The sequence below is a fragment of the Ahrensia marina genome (genome assembly GCF_042140245.1).
GTDB lineage: Bacteria > Pseudomonadota > Alphaproteobacteria > Rhizobiales > MH13 > MH13.
The window spans coordinates 1243337-1261742 of the sequence record NZ_CP159483.1; the positions used below are offsets into that span (position 1 = coordinate 1243337).

The following is an 18406-nucleotide window of genomic DNA, read 5'->3' on the forward strand; positions in this document are numbered from 1 at the left end:
ATGAAACTTGCTCGACTGGGCGCGCCTGGCGAAGAAACACTCGCGATCGTTGATCAGAATGGTCACTACCGTGATGTATCGTCTGTATTCGGCGATCTTGGCGCCGACCTATTGGCGGACCTCAGCCCGCTGTTAGCGCTCGACCTCAACACCTTTCCAATTGTGCGTCCTGAGCGAATTGGTCCGTGTGTGGGTGACGTGGGGAAGTTCATCTGCGTGGGGCTAAACTATTCCGACCACGCCGCCGAGGCCGGCATGCCCGTGCCCGACGAGCCAATCCTGTTTATGAAAGCGACCAGCGCGATCTGTGGTCCTAACGATGATGTGGTCATCCCACGCCGGTCTCAAAAGACCGATTGGGAGGTCGAACTTGGGGTCGTGATAGGTAAGATGGCCCAATATGTTGATGAGGCCGACGCCCTCGATCACGTGGCGGGCTATTGTGTGATCAACGACGTATCTGAGCGTGCCTTTCAGCTCGAGCACGGCGGCCAATGGGTGAAAGGCAAGAGCGCAGATACCTTTGGTCCGATGGGCCCCTGGCTGGTCACGCGCGATGAGGTCTCCGACCCGCAAAATCTCACCATGTGGCTGGAGGTCGATGGCCATCGCTACCAAAGTGGTTCCACGCGCACGATGATCTTCGGCGTTGCTCGCCTTGTGTCCTACATATCGCAGTTTATGAGCCTCCAGCCGGGCGATGTTATCTCAACCGGAACGCCACCTGGTGTCGGAATGGGTCAGAAGCCACCTGTTTTTTTGCAGCCCCAGCAACGGGTGGAGCTTGGAATTGAAGGCCTCGGCATGCAACGCCAAGTCACAGTCGCGGGCTAATACCGATGCGTGAGTTCTGCTCCTGGCAGTGAAAGCAGACATAAACCAGGCCCATGGCCGCGTTCTATAACGACCTTTTGTGGAGTTAGCAAAGAAGGTAGGGTTTTTGGGAGCCTTCACTTCTCCGACCTCAGTGAAAAATGATGTCGCTCCGCTCGCTGAAGGCGGCGACAAGATGATCAACAAATGCGCGAAGCTTGATTGGGGCGTAGCGCTTTGACGGGTAGACCGCGTAAAGCCCGCGCGTTTGAACAGCTCGATCTTCAAGCACGATCTCTAGCTCGCCACGCTGCACCAAGGGTAGAACCACGTTGCTGCCGACTTGGGCCAGGCCCATGCTTAAGGCGGCGGCACGCGCCGTGCTCTCGGGATCGTTGAGGATGGTCTGCGGCTTGATCTCGACCCTCTCAGTCTCACCTGCCTTCTTGGTCGCAAACTCCCAAGCAAACACCCTCTGGGATGGGTTGGATCGCATACCGATCAGTCGATGCTTTGTAATATCTCCGGTCGTTTTCGGTCTGCCATGCTGATCGAGATAGCTCGGCGATGCACACACTAGGGGTGTCACTGGCACCAGTAATCGCGCGATGTATTCGCTGTCGGGAAGAACGCCGCCACGAATGGCCAGATCGAATTCTTCGGCTACAAGATCAACAAAGCCATCAGACAGCGATAGCTCGATTTCCAAATCGGGATGCTCTGCTTGAAACGCTGCGATCAGAGGCAAAATTTCAGCGCGTCCAAAGGCCGTGGTGGACGTGATCCGCAAGCCCCCCTGAAAGGCTTCCCGCTCTTCTTGTATCGCTCCTGCCGCAGCCTCTAGGGCTTCAACCGCAGGGGCGCAGCGTTGCAAGAAGCGCTGCCCCTCCGGCGTGAGTTTCACCTGTCGCGTAGTACGGGTGAACAGTCGCGTTTGAAGTTGGTCCTCAAGCGACTTGATGTTTTGGCTGACCGCGCCCGGGCTGACCCGCAACGCTTTTGCTGCTCCTGAGAAGCTTTCTCGCCGCGCAGCCTGAATGAAGGTTTCAATAAGCCGTAGATCAATCACTCACATAATTTAGTCAGGCTAATAAGTCATGTCAATTCAAGTCATATTCTAAAAAATACACTCGTCCGGCACAGTGTCTCCATCAACGCGAAGGAGATCGCAAAGTGCAAACGACCGCTCACAAAATGCACCTGCCAAAACGGTTCGCCCCGGTTTTGTTTGCTTTCATCATGTCGGCCTCACTGGGTGGCGCGATGTCAGCCGTCATCACCGGGATTAACACCGGCTTTGGTGCAGGTTTTGTGGATCGTTGGCTGCCTGCCTACGCACTTGCCTTCTCCCTCGCATTCCCAAGCGTGACCTTCCTCGCCCCGATTGTTCGGCGCGTGGTGGATCGCCTTACAGACTGATGAAGGAGACCAAAACCATGACCATCGAAACACCCTTTACCAATCCGACCTTTGCCATTGGTGGCGATCTGACCGTCAATCGTATGGGATATGGCGCGATGCGCCTCACCGGCCAACCGGCCAACTTCGGCCCCTATCCTGACTGGGAGCAGGGCAAAGCGCTACTGCAACGTGCAGCGGAGCTAGGCGTGAACTTCTTTGACAGCGCACGCGCCTACGGCCCGCAGTGGAACGAAAAACTGCTTGGCGAAGCGCTTGAGGGTTACTCCGACATCGTGTTCGCCACCAAAGGCGGCATCGATAAGCTTTCACCGACCCAGATGGTGAAAGACGGCAGCCCTGCTGTGCTGGTGCAGCAGATTGATGATGCTCTTGCAAACCTTCGCGTCGAACAGATCGGACTGTTCCAGCTGCATTGGGTAGACCCCAACACGCCCATCGAGGTATCGATAGAGGCCATCGCCAAAGCGCAGGCCGCAGGCAAGGTCCGGCATATCGGCGTATCCAACGTGACAATCGAACAGCTTCGGAAGGCCCAGTCCGTAGCTAAGATCGCATCGGTGCAGAACCGCTACAACATACTTGAGCGCGACCAGGACGAAATGATCGATCTGACCGCCAAGGAGGGGATCGCCTTTATTCCCTACGGTCCGCTTGGTGCGCACCCAATGCGGCGCGGATCACCGCTCGCGGCACAGCAGGTTAATGATATGCGAACCGGCGCCCAGCACGCTCTGCGCAGCCTCTTGGATCGTTCGCCGAACATCGTCGTGATCCCTGGCACCACTTCAATCAAACACCTCGAAGAGAACATCGCTGCTTAAATGCACTTCCCAATAACACCGGAACCCTGAGGCGGGGAATGACCCGCCAACGGGACCGGTACGCCTTGAATTGGCGGCAAACCGGACAAAGTTGCCATTCGACATTATGCTGCAAGCGGCTGTTTGAGGAACTCACAAAACGCTTTTGCCCTTGGATCCAAGCGTCCCGTCGCATTGCTGATCAGTCCCATGCGGCTAGAGAAGGTGAAGCGGTCGGAACGAAGGGCACGCAAATGTCCGGCATCCGTATATGGTTTGGCGAAATGGTCGGGCAGGAAACCGATCGATGGCCCGTTCAGGATCAGCATGGCCGCGGCTTCAACTTGGTGGACAGTCGCACAGTAACTCTGGTTGGGGAAAAACTGCTGGTCGAACCGGTCCAGATAACCGCGTGCGATACGCGGCTGATCGTAGAGGGTTTCAACCGAAATTCCGCTGTCTTCGACATCGAACAGCGGGTTGGCTTGCCCGCAGTAGAGAGTGTTGCGCTCGGTAAACAGTGGTTCGAAGGTGAGCCCAGAGACGCGCCGGTGCTCCGCGCCGATAGCGACCAGCAGATCGCCGTCATAGACCGCGCGCTCTAGCATGCGTGGTGAGCGGATGACGATTTCCACATTCAGGCTTGGATGCTCGCTCACGAAGTTTGCCAGACGCGCGCCGATTCCGGCTTCTTGCTCGCTGATGAGCCCGTCCGCCAGACCGAGGCGCAGCGTGCCGCTGAGATCATTTTTGATGAGCGAAAGGTCGTCACGGAACTGCTCCAAGCCCTGAAGCAGTTCGACGCTCTTGGCGTAAACCTGTTCGCCCTCACGCGTCATCCGGAAACCAGAGCGCCCACGCTCGCACAACCGCATGCCGATCCGGGTTTCCAAGTCCGACATGTGTTGACTGATGGTGGACTCGGCAACGTTGAGCCGGGCGACTGCGAGCGAAAAACCACCAGAATCCACAACCGCCACGAAAACACGCAGCAGCCGAATGTCCAGGTCTGCAATGCGGTGGGTCATGGGTCAGCCTTTCGATACTTCGGAAATCTTGAAGTGAGAATAAATAGTTTGGAAGGCAAGCCTCGCATCAATGCACCTATGATTGAGCCATGGAGACCCTTGCCCTCAGTTTCGACGACGGTGCCGATGCCCTTTTTGACCCCAGCGGGTCAAGTAGCATGGTTCATGTCGGGTCGGAACTGACGTTCGTTACCCGCGCCACAAGCAACGGGCCAATCGTGCTCCTGGTGGGTGGAACCCACGGCGATGAGTTTGAGGGGCAGCTGGCAGTTGGTGCATTTGCAAGGGCCTTGTCCACCCAACATTTGACCGGCACGGTGATTTGCATGCCGCGGCATAATCGGCGGGCTTGCAGTGCAGCTAGGCGGTGTACCCCCGAGACTGACATTGATCTTAACAGAGCTTACGCGCCCGGCGCCCCCGGCTACGCGCCGGTTGCGCAATGGATTGATGAGAACCTCCTGGGCCGCGTCGATTGGGTGATTGATCTACACTCAGGCGGCAACGCGTTTGACTTCCTACCATCGGCCAATGTGCAGGCAACCATTGGCTCGTCCGAAGACCTTTCGATGCGTCCGGCACTCCAAGCGTTTGGCGCGCCGTTCGCTATCGTCTTCGATGAAGTCAATGGCGATCAGATGCCTCATACCGGCACGTTGGAAGCGGCGGCGCGTCGCAAAAACGTCAAAGCGATCTCCAGCGAATTGGGCGGCGCCGGCCGCGTAACACCTCAAACCATGACCATAGCCTATCGGGCTGTGACCCGTCTTTTACAGCACATTGGCTGCCTGGCCGGCGAGGACGCGCTTGAAACGGCCACCACGCCGCCTACGCGCTTGCTGCGCCTCGATAAGCCCGAACACTATGTCTGGCCGCCACATGCGGGCCTGCTTGAGCCTCGTGTTGATCTCGGCGAGGCGGTGGAGCGTGGCGCGACGATCGCCACCATCCACCATCGCGATCCGATGGAAACACCAACGCCACTCCACGCACCGATTGCGGGTGTTCTGGCCGCTTGGCAGGCGAGCTGCGCGTTCGATCCAGACCAGCCTGTCGCAATGATTTGTGAACCCCTTTGATCCCAGCACAACCAATGGAGATATGACATGCGTGGTATTATCTTGGCCTCCGGCCTCCTGTTCATGCCGTCCGCCGCTCAGGCACTTGATGTCACAATGGCAACTGAGGCGAGCTTTCCGCCCTTCAGCCAGACCGAAGCCGACGGCAGCTACACCGGGCTCGAGATCGATCTGGGCAACGCTGTCTGCGAGCATTTGGGCTGGAACTGCACCTGGGTTCAGCAGGATTTTGACGGAGCGATCGCCGCACTGCTTGCCGGCCAGTTCGACGTGATCTTTTCGTCGATGAGCATCACTGATGAGCGCGCCGAAGTCGCCGACTTCTCCATTCCTTATTACTCGACGCCGACCGCCTTTTTCGGTGAAACGGCGTCCGGTCTCATGCCGCCCGCCGATCTCGATGGCCGCACCATGGGTGTCTATGGTGGCTCGAACCAGCAGGATTATGCCGAAGAGAACTATCCCGATGTGACCTTGCGGCAGTACGAAAACATCGACCAAATGGGCGCCGATCTGCAGGCCGGCCGGATCGATGCCATGTTCGTTGAGCAGATCGCTGGGCTCAACTGGGCCACATCAACGGACGCCGGGACCTATGGCCAGCTCGGTGAGGCTGTGAGCGTTGCTGAGTTCGGTGGTAAAGGCGCTGGCGCCATGTTCCGCCAGGACGATGACGAGCTGCGCGAGGCTATCAATGGCGCGTTGCGTGCGCTCTACGCCGATGGCACGTTTGACGAGATCGCGGCGCGTTGGCTGCCCGAAGGTGCCTCGATCCGCGCCGACAATCTGTGGGTCGAATAACAGCGCTTTTGGCCACGCGCACAGTGCGTGGACACACCTACCCATCGCAACGAGCACGGTATGGATTTCAGCCTTTTTGCGTTTGGTGCCACCGGATGGGGTGATGAGCTGGCCACAGGCTTCCTCATCACCCTGGCGATGGCGTTGACCTCCTACGCCGTCGGTACCGTGCTGGGCTTGGGGCTAAGCCTTGTGGAGGGGCGTGATGGCCGCGTGCTGCCGTCGCTGGCATCGGGCTTTGGCGTTCTCTTTCGCTCGGTGCCGGAGCTGCTCATCCTGTTCCTGGTGTTTTACGGCGCAACGCTTGCCCTGTCGGGACTGTTCGGCCTTGTCGGCGTGGAAGCCACACTGCGCGTTGGGCCGTTTGCGGCTGGCGTGATTGCCCTGTCTATGGTGCACGGAGCCTACGCCGCTGAGGTCTTCAAAGGCGCCTTTGTCGCAGTGCCGCCCGGCTATCTGGAAGCGGCCAAGGCGCTCGGCATGTCGCCGCGCCTTGCCTTCTTCAAGATCAAACTGCCGCTAGCCCTGCGCTATGCCTTTCCGGGCCTTTCCAATCTTTGGATGGTGATGATTAAGAACACCCCGCTTGTCTCGGCGATTGGGGTCTCCGACCTTATTCGTCAGGCGAGCCGCGCTGGCGAAAACACGCGTGAATATCTGGCGTTCTTCCTGGCCGCGCTTGCGGTCTATCTCATCCTTTCCGGCGTTTCGCTGATTGCCCAGGAACGGGGTCAGGCGGGGCTCTTCCGTCACATCGGTGGGCAGAGGGTCTGATCCGTGTTTATGGATTTTCACACGTTCCTGGGTTACTTGCCCAATCTGTTGGATGGCGCGCGCGAAACAGCGATCCTGACCAGCTTCACGTTGGTTTGCGGTTTGGCCATTGCCGTGCCGGTTGCCACGTGTCGGCTTTCGCGCCTTTGGCCCTTGCGGACCTTTGCGCTCACGTTCGTTCTGTTTTTTCGCGGCGCACCGCTGCTGGTTTTGCTGTTCCTTGTCTATTTCGGTCTGGCAGATATTCCCCTTGTTCGCGAGACTTGGCTCTGGACGTTTTTCCGCGATGCCTATTTCTGCGCGATCTTTGCCCTGTCCTTGAACTCGGCGGGCTATCTGTCTGAGGTGATCGCGGGCGCCGTGCGCGCGGTGCCACGCGGTGAAGTGGAGGCTGCCACGGTGGCGGGCCTCAGCCGTTTTGACATCGCCCGTTTGGTTATCGTGCCCAATGCAGTCCGCCTGGGGCTGCGCAACTATGGCAATGAGATCATCTTCGTCATCAAGGGCACGTCGATTGCAAGCCTGGTGACCATTGTTGAGCTGACGCGTGCAGCCAACAACATCTATTTCCGCACATTTGATCCGTTTACGCCGCTCATCGCGGCAGGCGTGATCTATTTCGTCGCCATCTGGCTCTTAAGCCGGGGCATCCGCTCGTTGGAGCGTCGGCTGACACCACAATTGCGGATGAAGGCGAACGCATCACAGCTCTAGTGCGCGATAGCGGCCAAAAAGCGCTGGAGCGCCGGTAGACTGGGTTTGTCCAGCAGGGCAGCGGCAGGGCCATCAGCAGCAATACGCCCAGCTTGAACAAACAAAACCCGGTCAGCGAAAGAGCGCGCGAAGCCGATTTCATGGGTGGCGCAAAGAACCGTGACGGGTTGCCTGTCAATGCCGGCCTTGGCGATCTGGAGCAGGAGGTCGAGAACGCCGCCGACCGCCTCAGGATCAAGAGAGGCCGTGGGTTCGTCGAGCAGCAACAGGCGAGGACGACCGATCAAGGCGCGGGCCAACGCCACACGTTGCTTCTGACCGCCCGACAGCTGATAGGGATAGCGTTCAGCCAAGGAGGCACAGCCGACGGAGTCCAGCAGTGCCATCGCCTCATCGCGCAACGCGGACGGCTTGACCTTGCGCAGCCGCGCCTCTGCCCACGTGACGTTGGTCAGAACCGTATGCATCTCATAAAGGTTGAAGGCCTGAAAGAGCATCGCCGACCGGCGCTGATGGGTGCGCCAGTCGCTGCGCCGGGTCAGGGTCTTGCCGAAGGCTTCGATCGAGCCTGTCGTCGCCGGCTGCAAGCCAGCGGCGATGCGGATAAGGCTCGTTTTGCCCGACCCGGATGGCCCAATCAGGGCGACACGCTCACCGGCACCGACGGAAAGAGATACATGGTCGACGATCAGATGATCGCCAATCGTCACCGACACGCCGTTGAGGGCGAGCGCGTTAGGCTGCGCCATAATGATCCATCAAAAAGCGGTCAAACCGGCGCAAGCCCTCTTCAAGCTCCGAAGCGTCAACGCCGAAACCCAGGCGAACATGCCCGTCAATGCCGAACCAGTCACCGGCACAAACGAAAACGCCGGTTTCCTTGCGCAACGCCTCCACAAGCTCACTAGAGCGCACAGGCATCGGATAGGCAATGAAGGCTTGTCCGCTGGCATCGGGTTTCACCCAGTTCCATCCTTCATTGTTTGCAACCCAATCAGCAACACGCTTTCGACCCTGCGCCAGGATGGCCTGCCCGCGATGCAGCAGCTGACTGCGCAAAGGTTCCTGCAAGGCCCTGTGCGCAAGGTCCTGTGCCAAGGGGCCGGTGCCGATGGTGGTGTAGTCCTGTCGGCGATGCATCTCTGCGACGATCTGCGGTGGAGCCAGGCACCAACCGATCCGCAGGCCAGGGCAGCCGAAGCTCTTGGAAAGGCCGCCCGTGACCATGACCTTGTCGCCAAGACCCCAGCTTGTGGCATCGGGCCCACCGTCAATCTCCGATCCGCGATAGATCTCGTCGACAAGCAGCCAAACGCCCGCCCGCTCAGTTGCCTCTGAAAGGGCGCGGCGGCGATCAGCTCGCATGGCGACACCGGTGGGGTTGTTGGGGTCACACAAGGTCACGAACGCCGTTTTGCCAGGTCGAATGGCCTTGGTCACGGTCGCCGCATCGGGCTGCCAGTCATCCTCTGCTTTTAAGGCGACCTGCGTGACCTCGACGCTCAGTGCCCGCGCCATGCCATCGATCTGCATGAAGTTAGGCGTCACGACAACGATATGTTCGCCCTTGCTCGCAAGCGTCATCATGGCGATCAGATTAGCTTCGCTGGTTCCCGTGCCGACAAACACATTGTCCGCACCCGCGCCTGGATGCCAGTCGGCGATGGCTTGTCTCAGCGCCGGCGTGCCCTCAGTGTAGCCGTAACCAAGCGCGATTCCGGCCAACGCGTCGCGCTCGGTCTCCGGCACCAGATCGCCGACGGTGGCCGCGTGCACACCGCTCTCGGTCAGGTTGATATCGACCGTGTTTTCAAAAAGCGTCTGGTTGCGCTCCAGGAGAAATGTGGGGACCTGCATCGTTAGCTTACCACTTTAGCTAAGACCGCTTTGGCGATCGCAATGTCCTGCGCCGCAACGCCGGTGAGGTCCGCGATCGTGATCTGATCATCGGATGTGCGTCCAGTCGCATTCCCCGACAGCACAGCCCCCAGTTCGACGATGGCGCTGTCGGTGATCACGCCTGCCTTGCGTGCATGATAAACCTCACCGCGCTCGCGCGACTGATCGAGGCTATCCACGACGCACACATCGGCGCGAGCGACCAGGTCCGGCGTGAGCTCCTGTTTTTCTTCCGTATCGGACCCCATGGCGGTGATATGCGTGCCCGGGGCGATCATGTCAGCCCTCAAAAGGGGGGCGTGGGCAGGGGTGGTGGTTACAATCACTTGGCAGCGGTTTGTCAGCGTTGTGATGTCATCGACCACCTCGACATCATATCCCAGCCGCGCAATGTCACCGGCGGCCTGATCGGCATTGGCGCGTGAACGCCCCCACAGATCAAGCCGCCGACAGGGAAGGACGCGCGTGAGATAATCGGCCTGAAGCCTTGCCTGGACGCCTGTGCCGATGATGCCAATCCGCTCCACCGAGGATGGCGCGAGCGCCTTGGCGGCAACAGCGCCCGCTGCGGCAGTGCGATGGTTGGTGAGTTCGCCCTCCTCCAACAGCACCGCTTCCACCATGCCGGTCTTCTGAGACAGGACCAGCATGCAGCCGCCAAAGGGCGGTAGCCCGAGGGAGGGGTTGTCGAAGAAGCCGGTCGCAATCTTGATGACGAAGACATCGTCACCTTCGATCGCGCCATACTTGATATGCATTTCACCCTTGTTGCGCGGAAAGAGCAGTTCACCCACTGGCGGCACAGTGACTTTGCCTTGCGAGAACGCGACAAAGCCGCACTCGACCTCGCCGACCACATCAATCTCGGCAATGAGGGGTAGGATGGTCACAAGCGGGACAATTCTGGTCATCGATCAGTCCAGCAACCCTGCGCGCCGCGCGGTAATCTCAAAGGCTTTGACGAGCCCTTTGAAGCAGGCTCGTGTGGCATCTGGCCGAAGATCGCCGTGCTCATCGATCAAGCCAAGGCCCGGCCCAATGAGCACATTGCCGCCATAGATCGTCGCGCCGGCCTGACCCATGGCCATCAAAGCGGCGTCAATCGTGTTCGCGCCGCAATACATGTCTTCCAGGTTGAAGAGCGGCAGCCCGCGTTCGCCATCCTTCCAAGTGCCGGCATAGTTTAACTCAAGCCCGCCCATATGGTAGCTCTTGGTCACCAGGAACCCGTCGGCCAAGCGCTTGGAGGGGAAGGCCTCCAGCTCTTCCATCAAGATGGTGTGCATTCCATCCACGGGATCGGTGACCTTGGCAGAGTTATCGACCATCATCTTCAAGAAGGCATACAGACCGACCAAGCTGTCGCGACCGGGGTCGTGCATGGAAAACACGCCCTTGGAGTAGGACGACACGCCGCCGGAGCGCGGACCAATCCACCCCATCGCCTTGCGGATCGCGTTCATCGGCTCCGACTTGCCAATCATCAGTCCGCCAATGGGCGCGCGACCGGCCTTGTCCATCGAGTAAATCATGATGTCAGCATCGATTGCGCGCGGATCGAGCCCCACGAAGGGCAGGCAGGTTGCGCAATCGAGAATGTAAGGCACGTCGAAATCGCGAGCGATGTCCGCCATCTTGGCCATCAGCACCGGCGTGCCATCGGCATCCTTTTCCCCGAAGCCCCAGCCCGGCGTGTCATAGCCAACGGCATGCACCGCTGCGAGCATCGAGGCGTGGCGTTCTGCTGCCTTGGTGAGCGCACCCATTGTGCTGTCGACGTCCAACTCAGTCATCAAGGCCACGGTGTTTTGTCGCACGCCGTGCAGCTCATAGCGCACGCCTGGTGCACGCACGAAGAGCGTATCCAGATTGGCCAAGCTCTTGCCATCGATCCCCAACTCGCCGCCGGACACCGTGCGATCCATCGCGAAATGACGGTACTTTGGCGGGAAGGCGCGGCCATAGCCGCCGCCCCACTCGGCATCCTCGCCATAGATTTGCAGCGATCGAGACCGGTACTGTTCACCACGGCGTAGGGTTGGCGGAGCCACCAAGGTTTCAAAGGCCACCCGAAGCGAGGCTTCGGCGGTGTTGGTCACACAAACATCGTAGCTGTCGCCGTACACATCTTTGACCAAAGCGCGCATCTTGTCGGCAATCTCAACCGCCGGCAGAACATCCACCTTGTTGGCCTCGACAATGGGGTCGAGCACATAGCTCGGCAGACGACCCGGGCAGCCCGAAGAGCCCTGATAGGTGCCTATGCCACCCGCATAGGCGGTCAACCCTTCGGCCTCGGCAAAGGCCGCCGCCTCGGCCTCAATGTCTGAGATTTGCTCGAACAGGGACTGGTACCAGTCGTGCAGATACATAAGCTTGGCTCTCCTTCATTGAGGCGAACAAAGCACGGGCGTTGATCAGCAATCATAGTGAAAAGCCGAAGCGAACTTCGGTAGGGTTTTGATGCGCCTTAGGCGGCGCCTGTCACCGCGCTCGTGTGGTCATATGCGTGGTGAGCAGGAGGTTGGTCTCGCTGGTCATAACGCCATCAAGCTTACGCACTTTGGTGATGACGCTGTCGAGGTCTTCCAGAGTTTGGGTGCCAATTTCGACAATCAGATCCCACTTACCATTGGTGGAGTGCACCGCCTTCACATCGGCCAGCCCGGTGATCGTGCGGGTGATCCGATCCGTGCCGCGCCCTTCAATGCCAAGCATCATCAGACCGCGCACCGGATGCTCGCGCACATCGTCTGCGAGGATCGCTGTAAAACCGACGATTGTGCCCTCTTTTTGCAGCCGTTCCAGGCGGTTGCGGACGGTTGCACGTGACAGGCCAACGAGCACCGCAAGATCAGATATCGAGGCCCGCGCGTTGCGTCGCAACTCTGAGACGATGGCGATGTCTTGATTGTCCATAGTGGGTACCAGGCTTCTCAAAATGGTCAGTTGCTTAGCAAATTAGGCAGTTTGGTCGCTTACGTCTATGCCAAAGCGTTCCTAGCCTGTGCGCGTGAAGCGATGTGCAGGAGCAGATCATGCGGGCAGTGACGTGCGTTCTTGTTGGCGCGCCGGTCGATAGTGGCAAGCGACGGCAGGGGTGCAAGATGGGACCCGATGCGTACCGCACCGCCGGCCTTGAAGAGGCTCTGCGCAGCCTTGGCCACAGCGTTCATGACTCTGGCAATGTCGTTCCTCGGCCCGCCAATGAGAACCAGGATCCGCGCAACCCCGCCCTCCACGCCTTGGACGAAAATGTCGCGTGGACGGAAGGCTTGATTGCCGCCGGTGAAAAGGCCGCGCGCGACGGGTTCCCGATTTTCCTCGGTGGTGACCATGCCATGTCGCTTGGCACCATCGCGGGCGTTGCCGCCTATGCGAAAGCCGAAGGTCGCCCGCTGTTCGTCCTGTGGCTGGATGCGCACAGTGACATCCACACGCCGACGACGACCCAGTCCGGCAATCTGCACGGAACGGCTGTGGCCTACCATCTGGGCATGGATGGGTTTGATGCGTTCCCGCCGCTGGAAAACCCCATCCCGCAGGATCATGTGTGCATGATAGGCCTGCGGTCCGTCGATGAACCCGAGCACCAGTTTCTTGCGGGCAGCGATGTGATGGCCATCGACATGCGCGCTATTGATGAGCAGGGCATCACCGGGCCGCTGACCGCTTTTTTGGACAGTGTCGCAGCCGCTGGCGGCATGCTGCACGTGTCGTTAGACGCTGATTTTCTGGATCCATCGATTGCCCCGGCTGTCGGCACAACCGTGCCCGGTGGCGCGACGTTCCGCGAGGCACATCTGGTGATGGAGCTTGTCTGCGACAGCGGCCTCGCCACCTCGCTCGATCTGGCTGAACTCAACCCGTTTCTGGATGAACGCGGCAAGACCGCCACCTTGATGGTGGATCTTGCGGCGTCACTGCTCGGCCGACGCGTTTTCGACCGGCCTACCTGATCTTTCCGCCCTACACATTTGCGAGGAACCTGATGACCGTCACGACTGTTTCCGACAAAGCCCATGTTCCCTTCGTGAGCGTGGAAAACATGATGCGCCTTGTCCTCGACATCGGTGTTGAGGAGGCGATTGCGCAGATTGTCGGCTATCTAGAGAACGATTTTCGCCGCTGGCCGAGCTTCGACAAAACGCCGCGTGTGGCGGCTCACTCGAAAGAGGGCGTCATCGAACTGATGCCGACATCGGACGGGGTCGACTACGGCTTCAAATATGTGAATGGCCATCCAAAGAACACCAAGGATGGGCTGCAAACGGTCACCGCCTTTGGGCTTTTGGCGTCGGTGGACACCGGCTATCCGGTGTTGCTGACGGAGATGACGGTGCTCACCGCGCTGCGCACGGCTGCGACCTCAGCTTTGGCGACAAGATATCTTGGGCCGAGGAACCCCAAAACGCTCGCGATGATCGGCAACGGGGCGCAAGCGGAATTCCAAGCGCTGGGGCTCAAACAGGTGTGTGGGATTAAAGAGGTCCGCCTCTATGACATCGACCCGGCTGCCACACGCAAATGCGCCGCTAACCTTGCCCGGAGCGGCCTTACCGTTGTCGCCTGCCAGAGCGCGGAGAAGGCGATCACCGGTGCGGACGTCATCACCACCTGTACCGCGGACAAGCAGTACGCGACCATTCTGACCGACAACATGGTCGGCTCCGGTGTTCACATCAACGCCATCGGAGGCGATTGCCCGGGCAAGACCGAGCTGCACCGCAACATCCTTCTGCGCTCAGACATTTTCGTTGAGTACACGCCGCAAACTCGCGTTGAGGGCGATATCCAGCAGCTGGATGCGGATCATCCCGTCACCGAACTGTGGGAGGTGATTGCCGGTCAGGCGGAAAGCCGGGCAGATGCGTCCGCGATCACACTGTTTGACGGTGTCGGCTTCGCCATTGAGGATTTCTCCGCGCTTTGTTGGTTGCGCGATGCCCTGCAAACCAGCCCGCGCTATGTGCTGCTCGACATCATTGCCGATCCCGATGATCCTCGCGATCTTTACGGGATGATTCAAAGGGAGCGTCTGCGGATGGATATGCCTCAAGCTGTTGCCAGCGCCTGAAATGGGTAGCCCGGACATACAAGGGTTGCGTGACAGGGTCCGCGCATGGACTAGCCGGCCGTGCGCGCCGACCTCATTGCAGCGTGCCCGATAGCGCCGCAGATCAGAGAAGCGGCTGGCACCCGCGCAACGGAACTTGTCTCAGCCATCCGTCGGCAAAAGAACCCGGGCTTGATGGAGATCTTTCTGGCCGAATATGGGCTGTCGACGTCGGAAGGTATCGCCCTGATGTGCCTGGCCGAGGCCTTGCTGCGTGTGCCCGATGCACAGACCGTCGATACGCTGATCGAAGACAAGATCGCACCGTCACGTTGGAGCGAACATCTTGGCCAATCTGCCTCGTCGTTGGTTAACGCATCCACCTGGGCGTTGATGCTGACAGGCAAAGTTTTGGACAGCGGCGAAAGCGCGGCCAACGTGTTGCACAAGGCCGTCAAACGCGCGATGAAGGAGCTGGGCGCCCAGTTTGTGCTCCGCGAGACCATCGACGATGCCGTTGCCCGTGGCAGCAAACGCGTGGCGCAGGTTTACACTTTTCAAAAAGTTCGAGTGTGTTAGCAGGAGATCCACTACTCTCTTGATCGTGCATCATGCGTTGTCTCAATCATACCAAGGTAGGTTTGTAGCAGGTCACTGGAGTTGGCAGCGCCTTGATCGTTCATGGTAAAGGTTATTGCGACGCTTGCAATTAGCGCAATAAGACCGACAAACCTAAAAAACTGACGTCCCATTTGCTCTTGCCCTTTGCCCTACGGGAATGGAGCCGGCGGGGTGCAAGGAGGTTGCACCCCGCCGGCAGTAAGAAACGGCTAGCGAATAACGCGAACCTGCTTGAGTTCGTTTGTGTCGGTGAAGATGATACGCACTTTGTCGCCAGCAGCAGCCTGAGGCATTGCGAAGTACTCGATGTCCTGATCGAGCTTCATGCCGTTTGCTAATTCCAGCTGACCTGGTGCGACGTCCACGATAGCGGTGTCGACATAACGGTCATTGTTGCTGTCTGCCAGGGCTGGGGCAGCAGCACCGACGGCGAAGCTGGAAGCGATCAGGGCAAGAGCGAACTTTTTCATTGGTTTAGTCCTTTCAGTGACTAGCTTTTGTGAATGTCTCGGGGGGAGACGTTGGGGTTGGTTTGGATCACCGCGCCTTTGATCTGGCCGTTGATCCCGTAGGACAGCTGAACCTTGGCCCCATCAGAGATGGTTGCGATTTCAGCCATTGACCCAGGCGCGGTTTGCAAAATTACTCGGTTTGCCAGCTTGATCTGTCCTGTAGCCTGGCCGAACGCGATAACATGCGTTGTCGTCTGGGACGTTTCTGCCGACGCATAGCCGGTTGATCCAACCAACAGTGCAACGGCGAGAAATGGGTATTGATCGATCTTCATAAGAATGACCTGTAAGTGTTTTTTAGGCGTTGAAGCGTTTATCTCAACCTGAATTGTTTTCAGATTTAATCGATGCGATTTGAACCGTCAACACTAAAACTGAATATTTTTCTGAAAATGACCAATATGCAGGATAGACCATTGTTATCAATGTGGAATTTTCTTGACTTCCAAGGTGTAGAACATGAAAAATATTCATTTAATATAGGGCTGCAGCCAGGGCTTAAGAGTGTTCAGGGCCGGAAAAGGGAGGCAAATCGGCCGTGGCCTGGCGATAGAAGTGACGCTTCGACCAGCATGAGAACACCTTAACTGCGTCAGTTACAAAAATGAAAAACATTTAGATTTGCCGTTGACAGCCTCAGCGACCACATCTATAACTGAATAAATTTCAGATTATGAACCTCGCGGAAAGTTGCCTGCCATGTCACGCAAAGAACCCATCAGAGCTCCACAACAGGAGCGCAGCCAAAAACGCGTTGAACTTATTCTCAATGGCGCCCGAAAGGTCATTTTGAAGAAGGGCTGTGCTGGGCTGAAGATGGGTGACATTGCCAAGGCCGCCAAAATTTCTATTGGGTCCATCTATCAGTATTTCCCCAACAAGCACGCGATCATCGCGGGCTTGGCGCAGGACTATCTTGATCAGTTCGCCGAGCATGTGCGCGCCGCTGTTGAAGACCGTCCTTCAAGCCTTGACGATCTTTCTGCGCGCACAACTGCTTTGCTTCAGAAATACTACGTGGCCCACCGGAATGATCCTGTGGTGCGCGACGTCTGGATGGGTTCCGCAACCGACAAGGAACTGCAAGAGATCGAAAGCAATGACACAATGCGCAATCTCGAGATCATTTTTGCAAAGTCAGATCACCTTTTTCCCTTGGACAACCATGACGCCGCAAAGTTGGTGCTCTTTTTGATACTCAATTTTGGTGGAACCGCGGTCGCCACTGCGGTTGAGTTGTCAGAAGATGAAGGGCGCTTTGCCATGAGCGAAGCTGAGAAAATGCTCTACGCTGCTTGGGCTGTTTCAGTTGAGCCACTTGGCCATCCTCATCTCATCCATGATGCGCCGGACGCATCCTCAAAAGAGGGGGCTCCTGCCGCATGAGTTCAGATATCACCACCCGCTGATCTAACTTCCTAACCCTAAATCCCTGAACATTGCGATCTGGTCGCTGGGCCGGAAACACTACCCTTTTGTCTTCTCGTCCTCCCCCCAACCAAGAGGCCTTAAGCGATGGCTCTTATAGAATTGCAACACCAAGATACGCCGGTCATCTGGCAAAGCAGTCCGTTGACGAACGCCACGGACGATACTGCCGCCAGAACCAAATCGATATTTGCCCCATCCCGGCGAACTTTGCTCCTGGGACTCCCTTTGCTGGCGTCGCTGATCCCGGCAACTGTTCTGGCGCAGGATGACACGTCCACTGTGCCGAGCGCTCCACGCCCTGCGATGGTGTTTGAGGTGGCCTCCAGCCCCGACACCTACCAGAGAACCTATCCCGGTATTGTGCGGCCTGAGCAGGAGGCGGAACTGTCGTTTCGCGTATCAGGCCGCATGATTGCGTTGCCCGTTCGTGCTTCTGATTTTGTGTCCGAAGGCGACATCATCGCGCAACTGGACCCGCGCGACTTTGAAGCTCAGATTGCCTTGCTGGAAAGCCAGGTTGACCAGGCAACAGCGCAGTTAACGGCGCTGCGCTCCGGCGCGCGCACCGAAGAGATTGCAGCCCTTGAAGCTGCGGTGGATGCGGCGCTGGCGCAAGTTGAGCAGGCTCAAGATCAGGTTTCCCGCTCTGCCTCTTTGGCGGGGCGTGGCGTCGTCTCGCAGGCGCGCTTGGATCAGGATCAGGCTGCCTTGCGCGTGGCACAAGCACAGTTGCGCACCAACGAAGAGCAGCTAACCATCGGCCTGACCGGTGGTAGAGCTGAGGATGTTGAGGCCGCTGAGGCGGCGTTGCGGGGACTGCAAGCCCAACTACAAAATGCGCGTGATAATCTGGGCGATACCACCCTGCGTGCACCGTTTGATGGCTATGTGGCCCAACGCGCTCTGGATAATTTCACCAATGTCCAGGCTGGGCAGGTTGTTGTCTCGCTGCAGGAACTCTCCACGGTTCGCCTCGCTTTTGATGTGCCCAGTTCTGATGTCACGACCTTTGCTGTTGCGCAGGATATCGATATCTCAGTGTCGTTTGACGCTGCTCCAGATTCACAGTTCGCCGGCGAACTGGTGGAGTTTGCGGTGGACGCAGACAGCACAACACAGACCTATCGCGGGCAAGTTTCGGTCAACGTACCAGAAGAGGCTCCCATCTTCCCGGGCATGGTTGGTCGTATATCGGCGAGCACTGCCATTGAGACCAACAGCCTGCTGGTGCCTTTAACCGCCATAGCCTCCACTTCTGATGGATCACCTTTCGTCTGGTCCGTCAACGAAACCACGAACGCCGTATCGCAGGTGGCTGTGACCCTTGGCGCTATCGATGGCGACATGGTTGCGATCACAGACGGTCTGACGCCGGGTGACACGGTGGTTCGGGCAGGCGTTTCCCGCTTGATGGACGGTATGTCCATCCGGCCGATCACGCGAGTGGGAGGCTAAG

Annotated in this window: 21 protein-coding genes; 12 read left to right on the forward strand and 9 right to left on the reverse strand. The window is 58.4% G+C overall.

Translation table 11 applies throughout. The annotated features are described in order from the left end of the window. On the forward strand, positions 1-834 hold the full coding sequence (locus ABWH92_RS06130) for a fumarylacetoacetate hydrolase family protein (protein ID WP_375573095.1): 834 nt from the start codon (positions 1-3) through the stop codon (positions 832-834). Positions 835-964: 130 nt separating this feature from the next. Here the strand turns inward: ABWH92_RS06130 and ABWH92_RS06135 are convergent, their stop codons facing one another. After that, a complete protein-coding gene (locus ABWH92_RS06135; RefSeq protein WP_375573096.1) occupies positions 965-1882 on the reverse strand; it encodes a LysR family transcriptional regulator in 918 nt (305 codons plus the stop codon). Between the two features lie 104 nt (positions 1883-1986). Here ABWH92_RS06135 and ABWH92_RS06140 point away from each other — a divergent pair, with 104 nt between their 5' ends. Then, positions 1987-2232, forward strand: a complete 246-nt coding sequence (locus ABWH92_RS06140; protein WP_375573098.1) for a DUF2798 domain-containing protein — start codon at positions 1987-1989, stop codon at positions 2230-2232. A 17-nt stretch (positions 2233-2249) separates the two neighbouring features. After that, a complete protein-coding gene (locus tag ABWH92_RS06145) occupies positions 2250-3056 on the forward strand; it encodes an aldo/keto reductase (protein ID WP_375573100.1) in 807 nt (268 codons plus the stop codon). A 104-nt stretch (positions 3057-3160) separates the two neighbouring features. Here the strand turns inward: ABWH92_RS06145 and ABWH92_RS06150 are convergent, their stop codons facing one another. Continuing rightward, on the reverse strand, positions 3161-4063 hold the full coding sequence (locus ABWH92_RS06150) for a LysR family transcriptional regulator (RefSeq protein ID WP_375573102.1): 903 nt from the start codon (positions 4061-4063) through the stop codon (positions 3161-3163). An 89-nt stretch (positions 4064-4152) separates the two neighbouring features. On the opposite strand from ABWH92_RS06150, the gene ABWH92_RS06155 reads away from it, so the two are divergent. The 4 genes from ABWH92_RS06155 to ABWH92_RS06170 are packed head-to-tail and all read left to right on the forward strand — an operon-like array spanning position 4153 to position 7431. After that, positions 4153-5142, forward strand: coding sequence for a succinylglutamate desuccinylase/aspartoacylase family protein (locus tag ABWH92_RS06155; RefSeq protein ID WP_375573104.1), 990 nt, complete (start codon positions 4153-4155; stop codon positions 5140-5142). Between the two features lie 27 nt (positions 5143-5169). Next, positions 5170-5943 (forward strand): transporter substrate-binding domain-containing protein, encoded by a 774-nt coding sequence (locus ABWH92_RS06160; protein ID WP_375573105.1) that lies wholly within the window; start codon positions 5170-5172, stop codon positions 5941-5943. A gap of 60 nt (positions 5944-6003) precedes the next feature. Then, a complete protein-coding gene (locus ABWH92_RS06165; protein ID WP_375573107.1) occupies positions 6004-6717 on the forward strand; it encodes an ABC transporter permease in 714 nt (237 codons plus the stop codon). Between the two features lie 9 nt (positions 6718-6726). Continuing rightward, positions 6727-7431, forward strand: coding sequence for an ABC transporter permease (locus tag ABWH92_RS06170; RefSeq protein ID WP_375573109.1), 705 nt, complete (start codon positions 6727-6729; stop codon positions 7429-7431). Here ABWH92_RS06170 and ABWH92_RS06175 read toward each other — a convergent pair. From ABWH92_RS06175 to ABWH92_RS06195, 5 genes are all read right to left on the reverse strand, one after another. After that, complete coding sequence (locus tag ABWH92_RS06175) at positions 7428-8180, reverse strand: amino acid ABC transporter ATP-binding protein (RefSeq protein WP_375573111.1); 753 nt, start codon at positions 8178-8180, stop codon at positions 7428-7430. The genes ABWH92_RS06170 and ABWH92_RS06175 overlap by 4 nt on opposite strands. Next, positions 8167-9288 (reverse strand): aminotransferase class I/II-fold pyridoxal phosphate-dependent enzyme, encoded by a 1122-nt coding sequence (locus ABWH92_RS06180; RefSeq protein ID WP_375573113.1) that lies wholly within the window; start codon positions 9286-9288, stop codon positions 8167-8169. Before ABWH92_RS06180 ends, ABWH92_RS06175 begins: the two co-directional genes overlap by 14 nt. 2 nt (positions 9289-9290) lie before the next feature. Then, positions 9291-10241 carry an ornithine cyclodeaminase family protein gene (locus tag ABWH92_RS06185; protein WP_375573115.1) on the reverse strand — a complete coding sequence of 317 codons (951 nt, stop codon included), beginning with the start codon at positions 10239-10241 and terminating at the stop codon, positions 9291-9293. Between the two features lie 3 nt (positions 10242-10244). Further along, positions 10245-11702 (reverse strand): hypothetical protein, encoded by a 1458-nt coding sequence (locus ABWH92_RS06190; protein ID WP_375573117.1) that lies wholly within the window; start codon positions 11700-11702, stop codon positions 10245-10247. A gap of 112 nt (positions 11703-11814) precedes the next feature. After that, positions 11815-12249, reverse strand: coding sequence for an Lrp/AsnC family transcriptional regulator (locus ABWH92_RS06195; protein ID WP_375573119.1), 435 nt, complete (start codon positions 12247-12249; stop codon positions 11815-11817). A gap of 119 nt (positions 12250-12368) precedes the next feature. Here ABWH92_RS06195 and rocF point away from each other — a divergent pair, with 119 nt between their 5' ends. The 3 genes from rocF to ABWH92_RS06210 are packed head-to-tail and all read left to right on the forward strand — an operon-like array spanning position 12369 to position 14965. Continuing rightward, on the forward strand, positions 12369-13289 hold the full coding sequence (rocF, locus tag ABWH92_RS06200; protein WP_375573121.1) for an arginase: 921 nt from the start codon (positions 12369-12371) through the stop codon (positions 13287-13289). A gap of 32 nt (positions 13290-13321) precedes the next feature. Then, positions 13322-14407: an ornithine cyclodeaminase gene (locus ABWH92_RS06205; RefSeq protein ID WP_375573123.1), complete on the forward strand. Its 1086-nt coding sequence runs from the start codon at positions 13322-13324 to the stop codon at positions 14405-14407. 60 nt (positions 14408-14467) lie between these two features. Further along, on the forward strand, positions 14468-14965 hold the full coding sequence (locus ABWH92_RS06210) for a hypothetical protein (RefSeq protein ID WP_375573125.1): 498 nt from the start codon (positions 14468-14470) through the stop codon (positions 14963-14965). Between the two features lie 251 nt (positions 14966-15216). Here the strand turns inward: ABWH92_RS06210 and ABWH92_RS06215 are convergent, their stop codons facing one another. Beyond that, a complete protein-coding gene (locus ABWH92_RS06215; RefSeq protein WP_375573127.1) occupies positions 15217-15477 on the reverse strand; it encodes a hypothetical protein in 261 nt (86 codons plus the stop codon). Positions 15478-15497: 20 nt separating this feature from the next. After that, positions 15498-15794 (reverse strand): hypothetical protein, encoded by a 297-nt coding sequence (locus ABWH92_RS06220; protein WP_375573129.1) that lies wholly within the window; start codon positions 15792-15794, stop codon positions 15498-15500. Positions 15795-16218: 424 nt separating this feature from the next. Here ABWH92_RS06220 and ABWH92_RS06225 point away from each other — a divergent pair, with 424 nt between their 5' ends. Next, entirely contained in the window at positions 16219-16905 is a 687-nt protein-coding gene (locus ABWH92_RS06225; protein WP_375573131.1) for a TetR/AcrR family transcriptional regulator, read from the forward strand. 270 nt (positions 16906-17175) lie between these two features. Then, entirely contained in the window at positions 17176-18405 is a 1230-nt protein-coding gene (locus tag ABWH92_RS06230; protein WP_375573133.1) for an efflux RND transporter periplasmic adaptor subunit, read from the forward strand. The last annotated feature ends 1 nt before the right edge of the window (position 18406 follow it).